The sequence below is a fragment of the Pleomorphochaeta caudata genome (assembly GCF_055395745.1).
Genome location: NZ_AP042458.1, coordinates 22,604 through 34,497, shown reverse-complemented (window position 1 = coordinate 34,497; position 11,894 = coordinate 22,604). Strand labels below are relative to the sequence as shown.

Sequence of the window (11,894 nt, the reverse complement as noted above, 5' to 3'; positions counted from 1 at the left end):
AAAAATGGCAACTTTAAAAGAAAGAGCTTTGGCTTATCACATTCAAGACAATGTGCCCGGTAAGGTTAGTGTTGTTCCAACAAAACCTTGTAAAACTTCTGATGATTTAGGTTTAGCATATACTCCTGGTGTAGCTCAACCTGTATTAGCAATTGAAGAAAATCCAGAAGATGCATACAAGTATACTGCTAAAGGTAATCTAGTAGCTGTTATCTCTAATGGTACTGCTATATTAGGTTTAGGAGACAGAGGTCCATTAGCAAGTAAACCTGTTATGGAAGGTAAGGGTGTTCTTTTCAAAAGATTTGCTGATATTGATGTTTTTGATATTGAAGTAGATGAAAAAGATCCTAAAAAATTGATTGAAATTGTTAAAAAATTAAGCCCAACATTTGGCGGGGTTAACCTTGAAGATATTAAAGGCCCAGAATGTTTTGAAATTGAACAAGAATTAATCAAACAATGTGATATTCCAATTTTCCATGATGACCAACATGGTACTGCAATTATTGCAACAGCAGGTTTAATGAATGCAACAGAAATTGTTAACAAAAACTTAGCTGATATTAAAGTAGTTGTAAATGGTGCTGGTGCTGCTGGTATTTCTTGTGCAAGAATGTTTATTGCTGCTGGTGTAAAGAAAGAAAATTTAATTATGTGCGATAGTAAAGGTGTTATATTTGAAGGCCGTACAGAAAGAATGACTAAAGAAAAAACTGAATTTGCAGCAAAGACAGATTGTAGAGATTTAGCAGATGCTTTAAAGGGTGCTGATGTATTAATGGGTTTATCTGTTGCTGATTGTGTTAGCGTTGATATGTTAAATTCAATGGCAAAAGATCCTATTGTATTTGCAATGAGTAATCCAAATCCAGAAATTGATTATCATTTAGCTATTGAAACACGTAGTGATTTAATCATGGCAACTGGAAGAAGTGACTATCCAAACCAAATTAACAATGTTTTAGGTTTCCCATTTATTTTCCGTGGTGCTTTAGATGTTAGAGCAACTAAGATTACTGAATCAATGAAAATGGCTGCAGCAAAAGCTTTAGCTAAATTAGCAAAAGAACCTATCGTAAAAGAAGTAGAAGCAGCTTATGGAAGAAGCTTTAGCTTTGGTCGTGATTATATTGTTCCAAAACCATTCGATCCAAGAGTAATTGAATATGAAGCAGTTGCTGTTGCAAAGGCTGCATGTGAAGAAGGTGTTGCTCAACATCCTATTAAGGATTGGGAAGCTTACCGTCAATCATTAGTTGAAAGAATGAAAAAATATTGGGATTAATAAATATTTAATCTAAAAGTAATTATCTCCAAGAGATGAACTCTTGGAGATTTTTGTATTTCTTGTGAATTTAATATTTGAATGTTTCTTTTTTTCGATTTTAATATTATTATTTATCACAAGGAGAAAGCTATATGAATAATTATGATAATGATTCTCATCCATATGATGAAGATGATTGTATACAAAAGAAAACTAGCGATGATGCTTCTTCAGTTGTATTGATCTTAGGTATTATTTCTATTGTAAGCATCTTTTCTTGGTTTTTTTCATTTTTAGGTGTAATTTTAGCAATAATTGCATTAGTTAAAGGAACAAGAATTAGACATAATTCAAGTGCAGCTATGGCAGGATGGGTACTCTCAATAATATCTCTCTCTATTTTTGCTCTTGGCATAATTTTGTTTATAGGTTTTATGTTACCACCTTTTTGGTGTTTCCTTTAAGATAAATATTTAAAAAAATTAATCCTCGTTTTTAATAAATGAGGATTTTTTTATGATTAATTTTTATCATAAAATATATTTATGATAAAAAATTGACATATTTAATAATTATGATATAATTTAGTCATAATAAGGATGACTGAATGAAAAATAAAATAGCAATAATAGCAGATATAATAGATTCAAAGAAAATAAGTAGTGATAAGAGAAAGCCTGTTCAAAATAAAATTAATTCTATCTTAGAAGATATAAATATAAAATATAAAAATGATATTGAATCAAAATTTGTTATAACTCTTGGAGATGAATTTCAAGGAGTTTTAAATTCTTCAAAAAATCTATTTAAAATCATAGATACAATTCAATTTAAATTAGATTCAATTAATTTAAGATTTGGAATTGGTATTGGGGAAATTTATACAGAAATAAATCCTTATGCAGCTATAGGAGCTGATGGCCCTGCATATCATAAAGCTAGGATTTGTATTAATGAATTAAAGAAATTAAAAAAGAAAGAACAAAATATTTTAATAGAAGGGGATAATAAAAAATTAACAAATTTATTTAATTTGCAACTATTTTGGATTAATGATTGTTTCTTAAATTGGAGCAGTTTGCAAAAAGAGGTTGTAAAAATTAAATTCTTTAATGATTCAATTACTCAAAGTAAAATTGCTTCAAAATTAAAAATAAATCAATCTCTTGTTAGTAGGACTATAAAAGCCGCAAAATATGATAAGTATATAGCAAGTGAGAAAGCAATTATTGATTTAATTAATATGGAGTATATTTTATGATAAATAATAGTTTTTTAATTGTTTTATTACTATTTCATTTTATAGCAGATTTCTATTTTCAATCTCATAAAATGGCATTAGCGAAAGATGAAAATATTAAAAGTTTGTTTATTCATTGCATAATTTATTTATTAACTTTTTCTTTATTGTTTATTATATATAGAAACTCTTGGAATTTAATTTTTTGTGTATCACTGATTGGTATTTCGCATTTTGTTGTCGATTTTATAAAGTTTATTATTAACTTAGATACAAAGTTATCAAAAAACTTTGTTTTTTCATTAGATCAATTAATTCATATATTAATAATATTAGGCATATTTTACTATTTTGATAAGGGTTTATCTTTTGTAAATCGTTTTGATTTGAATCCTTATTTAAATATTTTGAAATTAACTATATCTGTATTAATAATTTTAAAACCTACAAATATATTTATTAAAAGCTTTTTTGAAGAAAGTGATAATGAAGTTAAAGAGAAGCGATTAGGACGGATTATAGGTAATTTAGAAAGACTTTTAATTACTGTTTTATTACTAGCCAATCAATTTGTAGTCATAGGGTATGTGTTTGCTGCAAAATCAATTGCCAGATGGAAAAATTTTGAAGAAAGAGATTTTGCAGAATATTATTTAATAGGAACTCTATTAAGTGTTTTAGTATCAATAGTTATATATTTCTTGTTTTTATATAACAGCAATATATTAAATATGGGGTAATGATACCCCATATATTTTATAATAATTCTTCTTTAATTTTTTCTTTAACTTGAACTAATGTTTGCTCATATTGTTCGTCTAATTTCTTTAAATTATCATCAAGTAATTTCATAAATTCTTGGTCATTTTCTGGAGCATAAGTAAAATCTGGCCCATATTGTTGTTTTAATTGAGCTTCTTTTTGTTGTAAAACTGGTCCAAATTGTTCTTTCATTTGATTAACTAATTCTGTTTGATGATTCAAGTATTGATCAAAGAATGATCTAATTTGGTTAATAAGATCTATTAGTTCAGAGGGATCTTTTTTTAGTATTTCAATTATATCAACTAGTTTGTCTAAAGTAGTATTATAAGTATTATCAACTGGTAAAGCTAAATTTAATAAAAGGTTATTAACAATACCTTCATTTACTTGTTCTTTATTTTCAGCGTTTTCATATTCTTTTTTGAATTTTTCAATTGTGAAATCAATATCGTTGATGTATAAGCCACAAATTCTTCTTCCTAGTTTAACTGCTTTATCTCTGTTTATTTTTTCTAAATCTACATTTAAATTTTCTGTTTTTTCTAATGCTATTTCCCAAGCAGATTTTATTCTAGCCATAATTACTTCCTCAATTTAATTAATTTTAAAAAAAATTCTTTATAAAGATAAGATAATATCAAACAAACTAATTAACAAGTACCTAAAAGATATGTTAAATTTTAGCTATGACAAATTCGGTTGGTTTAATTTATGGCTTTGATATTTTTGGAACTATAATATTTGCTCTAACAGGGGCATTAAAAGGTGTAGAAAAAGATTTAGATTTTTTAGGAGTTATTGTTTTTGCAACAACTGTTGGTTGTGGTGGAGGCATGATTCGTGATTCCTTAATTGGGGCAACTCCTGTAGCTGTTTTAACTAATTATGTTTATTTAGTTGTTTGTATTGCTGTGGGTATTATTGTCTTCTTTATTGGGTCCTTTATTCATTCTGAGAGAAAAATTATCAAATATTCTGATGCTATTGGACTTGGTGTATTTACAGCTATTGGTTGTGCTAAAGGTGCTTTATATGATTGTTCAGCAATTGGACAAGTACTCTGTGGTGTTGTAAGTGCAACAGGTGGTGGAGTAATTAGAGATCTTATGAGTAAAAATATTCCAACTATATTAACAAATGATTTTTATGCAACAGCTTCTTTATTAGGGGGGTTGTTATATTTGTTATTAGAGAGAACTGATTTGTCACTAGCTTACATATTCTTATTTTCTTCTTTATTTGTATTTGTAATAAGAATAATAGCAATTCAATTTTTTATTGAATTGCCAAAGAGCGGTAGTGTTTGGAAGAAGAGGTTAAAATGATTCAAGTAATAAAAGAATATTATAATGATACATATAAAAAAGAAATTTCAGCTAAAATTGTTGATATTATTGAAAATAAAGTTTATTTAGATAAAACAATTTTTTATCCAGAAGGTGGTGGTCAACCAGGTGATAAAGGATACATAAATGACATTGAGATTTATGATACTCAAAAAGATGGCTCTCAAATAGCTCATTATGTAAAAGATTCTTCATCTCTTTCTATCGGTATGGATATTATATTAAAATTGGACTGGGAATATAGATACAATTATATGAAAATGCATAGTGCTCAGCATTTATTAAGTGGGCTATTATATTCAGTTTTTACAGTTGGAACTGTATCCGTTCATCAAGGTGTTGAAAATTTAACTATAGAAATTGATAAAGCTGATTTTAGTATTGAAAATTGTTATGAATTAGAAGATATAGCAAACAAAAAAATCTTAGAAGCACATGAAATTTCATATTTAGAGATGGATAAAACCGCTGCTGAAAAATTAAATATGAGACGAAGTATTAAAGTAGATTCAGATGTTAGAATAGTAAAAATTGAAGATATTGATTTAATAGCCTGTGGTGGCCTTCATGTAAAAAACACAAAAGAAATAGAGAAAATAATGTATATAGGTTTTGAAAAAATTAGAAAACATTATAGATTATTATTTAGAGTTTCAAATGAAGTAACTAAGATTTGTAGAGAATATGATAATGTAATTAAAACGTTATGCACTTTGCACAGTGCAACTCTTGATACTTTAGTTGAATGTGATAAGTCGCTTTTGAATAAGAAACTTGAATTAGAAAAAGAAGTAAGGCTATTAAAAAAAGAAAATACTGATTTGATTATTTCAAATCTATTAAATACTAATGAAAATATTATTACAAAGAATATTAGTGAATATAATATAGATTTTAAGGATATTGATGTAACCTTTGATAAGGCTCTTTTCTTTTACAAGATAGATTCTTCTTTACTAAGATGGTTCATTTATTTAGGCCCAAGTTATGAAAAATATAATATTAATGATATTAGGAAAAATGTTTTATGTTATATCAATGGCAAGGGTGGTGGTAAAGCTCCATATTTTCAAGGTAAAGGCGAATTAAGTAATATTGATAAATGTGAAAAGGCTTTTTTAGGTTATTTTAATGGAAAATAATGAAGATGAAAAAAAACATTCTTTTTTAAAAGAGGATGGTAGTATTGCTTGGAAGAAATTGTTTTTTAGAACAATTTTAGCTTTATTGGTTATTTTTATTTTGTTCTCAATTTACAGTCAAATAATGAAATCAAATGTTCAAGCAAATAATGTAGCTCAAAACTTATATAATGAATTAGGACACTTTGGTGTCTCTTTGTTTGTATATCTCTGTGACACTTTTATTGTGCCTTTAACTCCAGATATTATGTTCCCCTTAGTATCAGGGGATTGGAATGCTTTGCAGATAACATTCTTTATGGGAGCAGCGTCTTTTTTGGGCGGAATTACAGCATATTGGCTTGGCCATTTAATATCTTTAATCAAGGTGGTTAATAGTTTTGCTATTAGAATTATGGGATCTCATAAAGTGTTTATACATAAAAAAGGAGCCTGGGGCGTTGCATTAGCAGGCCTGACTCCTATTCCATATTCAACAATCTGTTGGACTGCTGGAATATTAAAAGTTGAATTTAAAGATGTTGCTCTTGCCTGTTTAGTTAGATTTCCTAGAATGTTAATCTACTATTATCTATTTAAAGCAGGTGTTGAACTAATTCAATTCCTATAATATTTGTGATGCTTCTTCTATGATCATTTCAGTTCTTAAAGGAGCATCGCCAACATATTCATCAGCATTTAATAATTCGATTGCTTTTTCTTTGCTAACATACTTTAAGATAATTTTATCATTTACTAAATCTTCTTTAAGAGTGTTTTCTTTTCCTTCTTGAACTTCTTTCCAAGCTCTAAGGCTATGTTCACGAATTAATTCATGCATTTCTTGACGGTTTGCACCATTTCTACCTAATTCCATAAGAAGTCTTTCACTTGCAGCAAAAATACCATAAGTCTTCATATTTCTCTTTATTGCTGTTGTGTGTATATTCATATTTTTTACAACTTTAATTGCTGTAATTAAAATCTCATCACAAGCCATAAAGGTATTTGGTAATACAACTCTTCTATTAGCACTATCATCTAAGGTTCTTTCTAGGAGAGTTTGAGCACTATTTTGCCAAAGAGTATTAGGTTGAGAACTTACAAATCTGCATAAACTATCAATTTTTTCACTATTAATTGGATTTCTCTTAAATGGCATAGCAGAAGAACCCACTTGATTTTTACCAAAAGGTTCTGACCATTCACCAATAGGTGGAGATTGTAAGATTCTAAAATCAATAAAGAATTTATAAAGAGTACAAGCTAGAGAAGATAGGGCATTAGCAACACGTAAATCTTGTTTTCTAGTATAAACTTGAGTTGCAGCACTAAATGCTTTTAAATCAAGCTTCTTCATTACAATATCTTCCATATCTTTTGCACTTAATTTTGTATTCTTTAATAATTCAGTATAACTTGCTGCTGTTCCAACAGCGCCTTTCATACCTTTGCCTTTAATATTATTTCTTACTAATTCTAAGTCTTTAATATCTTCAATTAGATCTTGTGCAGTTTGTGCAATTCTGTATCCAACAGTAGTAGGTTCTGCAGGTTGAATATGAGTAAAAGCCATACAAGGTAAATCTTTGAATTCTTTCATTTTATCTACAAAATAAGCTAATAATTCTTTAGATTTACTAATTATAATATCTAGTGCTTCTTTTAATCTAATAGCATCCATATTGTCTAGAATATCCATGCTAGTAGCTCCTAAGTGAATAATAGCACCTGCATTAGGACATTGTTCAGCATAGGTTTTTATTTCAGCCATTAAGTCATGATGAATAATATTTTCAATCTCTGTCGCTCTTTCAACATCAATATCAGTTTTATGAGCTAGTAATTCTTCTAGTTGTTTTTGAGTTACAAGGCCAGCTTCCATTTGAGCAGTAGCTAGTGCAATCCAAATCTTTCTAAGAAGAATTCTTTTGTGTTTTTCACTATAAATTTCTCTCATTTGAGAACTTGAATATCTCCAAGTGAAAGGGGAAATATATGTATCATGAGTGAAGGTTGTCATAAAATAACTCCATAATTTTTAATATTGTTAAATATTAATTTTAAAAAATAAAAAGGGTTAAGCAATATTGCCTAACCCATTAAATGATTTATTATAAAATAATGATTTGATCTCTTTCTGGGCCAACTGAAACAAACTTAATTGGTGCACCAACGAGTTTGCCAAGTTCAGTACAATAGTCCTGAGCTTCTTTTGGTAAATCTTCCCATTTTCTAGCATTAGAAGTATCACATTTCCAACCTTTAAATTCTTTATAAATTGGTTTTGCAATTTCTTGTAAAGCTGTTTCTGGTAAATAGTTGATTACTTCGCCATTTACTTCATAAGCTGTACAAACTTTGATTGTATCAAAATTGTCTAAGATATCAAGTTTAGTAATTGCGATACCTGTGAAACCATTAATCCAACAAGAATAATCAGCAGCTACAGCATCAAACCAACCACAACGACGAGGTCTACCAGTTGTAGCACCATATTCGTGTCCGATGTCTCTTAATTTTTCACCATCAGCATCGAATAATTCAGTCATGAAAGGTCCGCCACCAACTGAAGTTGAATAAGCTTTTACAACACCGATTACTTCACTAATTCTAGTAGGAGCAATACCAGCACCGCTACAGGTACCACCAGCTGTTGGATTGCTACTTGTTGTATAAGGATAAATACCCCAGTCAAGGTCTCTCATTATACCTAATTGACCTTCTAATAAAATATTTTTATTTGATTGATATGCATCACGGATAACTGGAACAGAATCAATAATCTTGTCTCCAAATAAATCTCTCCATTTTGCACATACTTCAAGCATTTCTTCAAGAGTTACTTGTGGTAAACCAAAATAAGCTAATTCTCTATTTTTTCTAGGTAATAGCATATTTAATCTTTTTGTTAATCTTTCTACATCTAGAATATCAACTGCTCTAATACCACTTCTTGCTGCTTTATCACTATAAGTAGGTCCAATACCTTTTTTAGTGGTTCCAATTTTCCAGTTTTTGCTTTTACTTGCTTCCTCAGCACCATCTAAAGCACAGTGGAAAGGCATAATTAAATGAGCTCTTTTATCGATGAATAAGTTATTACCATCAACACCAGCACTTCTAATAGAATCGAGTTCAATTTTCATTGTATCGAAATTTACTACTGTTCCAGCACCTACAATATTTGTGGTTTCTGGATTAAAGATACCGGAAGGGATAATGTGAAGTGCAAATTTACCCTTGTCATTTATAACTGTATGACCTGCATTATCTCCACCTTGAAATCGGATACATAAATCAGCTTTTGTTGCTAAATAATCAACAATACGACCTTTTCCTTCATCTCCCCATTGGGCTCCTACAATAGCACTAATACTCATTATTTTACTCCTTAGGCTCGTTTGCTAACATAGCCTTTTCTTTTTCAGTATGGTCTTCAATATCCACAGCATCCCAAGGATATTTAATCCATAAATCGTCAATCTCTAGGGCAGGATAATATCTCTTTATCTCTGCAGGGAAATCAACATCTTTTTTCTTTAATTTGTTGTGAAGAACTAAGACAGCTATTTCTTCAGGATTATATTTAAGTAATTCTCTTACACAATAACCTAATGTTGCTCTGGTATCATCAACTTCATCAATTAATAATACTTTTTTGCCTTTTAATTGTTCTTGTACTTCATCAATCCATTGTATTTTAGTTGGATGAGTTTTGTGTTTATTATCCACACCATAATACGAAATGCCAACAGCATAAATAGGACGGTTGATAAAAGTCTTAATAATTCTTGCAGGAATGAATCCTCCAGATCCGATTGCTACAATTACATCAGGATCAAAATCGCTATCAATAATTTTATAGGCTAGATCTTTGATTAGATTGTGCACTGTGTTGTAACTAACATAAAATTTTTCGTTGTTCATAAAGAAGTTTCCAATTTTATTTATATATTTTAAATTAAGTAATTTAATTTATTCTTGTGGATACATTTCTGCAATATAAGGTAATGTTCTATATTGTTCATTATAATCTAGGCCATAACCTACAACCCAAACATCAGGGATTTCAAAGCCCATATAATCAATTTCTACAGGGACGGTATGTCTATCTGGTTTATCTAATAAAACTAGAGTTTTAACACTTAAAGGTTTTCTAGATTTAAAGTTTCTAATTAAATAATCTAAAGTGTAGCCTGAGTCTAAGATATCCTCAATAATTAAAACATGTTTGTTTTCCATGTTTTCTCTTGTGTCCATTAAAAGGCGTACATTACCACTAGTTCTATCTCCTGTATAAGAAGATAATGCAATAAAATCAACAACATGAGGAACTGTCAATTTTCTACATAAGTCTGCGGTCAAAATAAAAGAGCCCTTCAATACCCCAACGAGTATAAGGTGCCCCTCAATATTAGCATATGCCTCATTAATCTGATGTGCTAATTCATCAACTCTGCGTGAGATAGAGTCTGCATCAATTAATACTCTAGCTAAATCTTTAGTTAAAGCAGGTATAGCGAGTGAAGATCCCATAATCCCTCCAAAATAAATTATATTTATTTGTACATGAAAAAAAGATAATAGTCAATTAAACTGAAGTCTTAGGAAAATATTAATTTTACATTCTCTTAATAATTTATGAAAAAATTAAAGATATATTAAAATCTATTATATTCTTAGCAAAATATAAAAAAGATTTTATATTTACTTTATTTATATTCTTTTTAGATTTTGATAGAATACTTATATAAATAAAGAGGATATTGTTTTTATAACATTTTTATATAGGAGGGTTTTATGAAAGCATTTAAAGCATATGATATTAGAGGTGTCTTTGGTAGTGAATTAACTGAAGACTTAGCATATAAAGTTGGGTACTTTTTACCTAGATTACTTGATGCCAAGACAATTTTAGTTGGGCGTGATATGAGAGTTTCTTCTCCCGTTATTTATGAAAATCTAACTAAAGGAATTCTAGATGCAAATTGTGATGTACTTGATATCTCATTAGCTTCAACTCCAATGGTTTATTTTGCAACAGTTTATTATAAAGTTGATGGTTCTGTACAAATTACAGCCTCTCATAATCCAGGTAAATATAATGGTTTAAAAATCAGTAGAAAAATGGCAATCCCTGTTGGCGGGGAGACAGGCCTAAAACAATTAGAAGAAATGTGTGAAAAAGAAGGAGTAGTAATATCAGATAAAAAGGGGAGCCTTAAAAAAGTTGATGCTAAAACTCCTTATCTTGAATTTTTAAATAAATATAAAGAAGATTATTCAAAGCTTAAAATTGCAGTTGATTGTTCAAATGGTATGTCTAGCTTATTAGTAAAAGAAGTTTTAGGTGATGATGCTATTTATATAAATGATGTATTAGATGGAACTTTTCCAAATCATGAACCAAATCCATTAGATCCAAATAACTGTAAGCAATTACAAGATACTGTTGTTAATAATGGTTGTGATTTAGGTATAATATTTGATGGTGATGCTGATAGAGTTATGTTTATTGATGAAAAAGGTGGATATATTCCAGCTGATCATCTAATGGGACTTTTAGGTGAAAAAATGCTTGAAATGGAAGGGGAAAGAATTGCTGTTGTTGATATTAGAACCAGTAAATCTACTACCGAACATTTAGAGAAATTAGGCTATAAAGTAATTATGTGGAAAGTAGGGCATGTTCATGCTAAAGCAAAACTAAGAGAAACTGGTGCAGTATTTGGTGGAGAATTAGCTGGTCACTATTATTTTAGAGAATTTAACAATTGTGATAGTGGTCTTTTTGCTATGATTATGATGTTAAACTTAATTAGTAAAAAACATCAAAGTGGTAAAACCCTTTCTTCCTTAATTTCTGATATTGTAAAGTATGTTTCTAGCGGAGAAATTAATTTTAAAGTTGAAAATAAAGATGAAGTTATTGATATTTTAAAAAACACTTATGCTCCAAAAGCTGATAAAGTTCTTGATACTGATGGTTATAGAATTGAATTTAAATCCTGGTGGTTTGGTATTAGAAAAAGTAATACAGAACCTTATTTAAGATTGGTTGCTGAAGCTAGTTCCCAAAAAGAATTAGATGAAAAAGTTGCACAAATAACAGAAATTATTAAAGCCAATTCTAAATAGTAGAATTATAG

The 11,894-nt window shown here is 29.1% G+C and carries 13 protein-coding genes; 8 read left to right on the top strand and 5 right to left on the bottom strand.

Annotation, left to right across the window (positions count from 1 at the left end; translation table 11 throughout):
• Nucleotides 1–4: 4 nt before the first annotated feature.
• From ACZ5RS_RS00160 to ACZ5RS_RS00145, 4 genes are all read left to right on the top strand, one after another.
• Nucleotides 5–1,288, top strand: a complete 1,284-nt coding sequence (locus ACZ5RS_RS00160) for a malic enzyme-like NAD(P)-binding protein (protein WP_464636810.1) — start codon at nt 5–7, stop codon at nt 1,286–1,288.
• Nucleotides 1,289–1,422: 134 nt separating this feature from the next.
• Nucleotides 1,423–1,734, top strand: coding sequence for a hypothetical protein (locus ACZ5RS_RS00155; protein ID WP_464636809.1), 312 nt, complete (start codon nt 1,423–1,425; stop codon nt 1,732–1,734).
• A 143-nt stretch (nt 1,735–1,877) separates the two neighbouring features.
• Nucleotides 1,878–2,531: a SatD family protein gene (locus ACZ5RS_RS00150; RefSeq protein WP_464636807.1), complete on the top strand. Its 654-nt coding sequence runs from the start codon at nt 1,878–1,880 to the stop codon at nt 2,529–2,531.
• Nucleotides 2,528–3,250, top strand: coding sequence for a DUF3307 domain-containing protein (locus tag ACZ5RS_RS00145; RefSeq protein WP_464636806.1), 723 nt, complete (start codon nt 2,528–2,530; stop codon nt 3,248–3,250). The genes ACZ5RS_RS00150 and ACZ5RS_RS00145 overlap by 4 nt, the downstream gene beginning before the upstream one ends.
• A gap of 16 nt (nt 3,251–3,266) precedes the next feature.
• Here the strand turns inward: ACZ5RS_RS00145 and ACZ5RS_RS00140 are convergent, their stop codons facing one another.
• Complete coding sequence (locus ACZ5RS_RS00140; RefSeq protein WP_464636804.1) at nt 3,267–3,854, bottom strand: DUF6657 family protein; 588 nt, start codon at nt 3,852–3,854, stop codon at nt 3,267–3,269.
• 107 nt (nt 3,855–3,961) lie between these two features.
• Between ACZ5RS_RS00140 and ACZ5RS_RS00135 the strand changes: the two genes are divergently transcribed.
• The 3 genes from ACZ5RS_RS00135 to ACZ5RS_RS00125 are packed head-to-tail and all read left to right on the top strand — an operon-like array spanning nt 3,962 to nt 6,373.
• Entirely contained in the window at nt 3,962–4,600 is a 639-nt protein-coding gene (locus tag ACZ5RS_RS00135) for a trimeric intracellular cation channel family protein (protein ID WP_464636802.1), read from the top strand.
• Nucleotides 4,597–5,763, top strand: a complete 1,167-nt coding sequence (locus ACZ5RS_RS00130; RefSeq protein WP_464636801.1) for an alanyl-tRNA editing protein — start codon at nt 4,597–4,599, stop codon at nt 5,761–5,763. The genes ACZ5RS_RS00135 and ACZ5RS_RS00130 overlap by 4 nt, the downstream gene beginning before the upstream one ends.
• On the top strand, nt 5,753–6,373 hold the full coding sequence (locus ACZ5RS_RS00125) for a YqaA family protein (protein WP_464636799.1): 621 nt from the start codon (nt 5,753–5,755) through the stop codon (nt 6,371–6,373). The genes ACZ5RS_RS00130 and ACZ5RS_RS00125 overlap by 11 nt, the downstream gene beginning before the upstream one ends.
• Here ACZ5RS_RS00125 and purB read toward each other — a convergent pair.
• From purB to hpt, 4 genes are all read right to left on the bottom strand, one after another.
• The gene (purB, locus tag ACZ5RS_RS00120) at nt 6,368–7,765 is read right to left on the bottom strand and encodes an adenylosuccinate lyase (protein ID WP_464636797.1); all 1,398 of its coding nucleotides are present in this window, start codon (nt 7,763–7,765) and stop codon (nt 6,368–6,370) included. The genes ACZ5RS_RS00125 and purB overlap by 6 nt on opposite strands.
• A 91-nt stretch (nt 7,766–7,856) precedes the next feature.
• Nucleotides 7,857–9,125, bottom strand: coding sequence for an adenylosuccinate synthase (locus ACZ5RS_RS00115; protein ID WP_464636796.1), 1,269 nt, complete (start codon nt 9,123–9,125; stop codon nt 7,857–7,859).
• 4 nt (nt 9,126–9,129) lie between these two features.
• Nucleotides 9,130–9,672 carry a phosphoribosyltransferase gene (locus ACZ5RS_RS00110; RefSeq protein ID WP_464636794.1) on the bottom strand — a complete coding sequence of 181 codons (543 nt, stop codon included), beginning with the start codon at nt 9,670–9,672 and terminating at the stop codon, nt 9,130–9,132.
• 48 nt (nt 9,673–9,720) lie between these two features.
• Complete coding sequence (gene hpt, locus ACZ5RS_RS00105) at nt 9,721–10,281, bottom strand: hypoxanthine phosphoribosyltransferase (protein WP_464636792.1); 561 nt, start codon at nt 10,279–10,281, stop codon at nt 9,721–9,723.
• Between the two features lie 264 nt (nt 10,282–10,545).
• Between hpt and ACZ5RS_RS00100 the strand changes: the two genes are divergently transcribed.
• Nucleotides 10,546–11,883, top strand: coding sequence for a phosphomannomutase/phosphoglucomutase (locus ACZ5RS_RS00100; RefSeq protein WP_464636791.1), 1,338 nt, complete (start codon nt 10,546–10,548; stop codon nt 11,881–11,883).
• Nucleotides 11,884–11,894 lie beyond the last annotated feature (11 nt).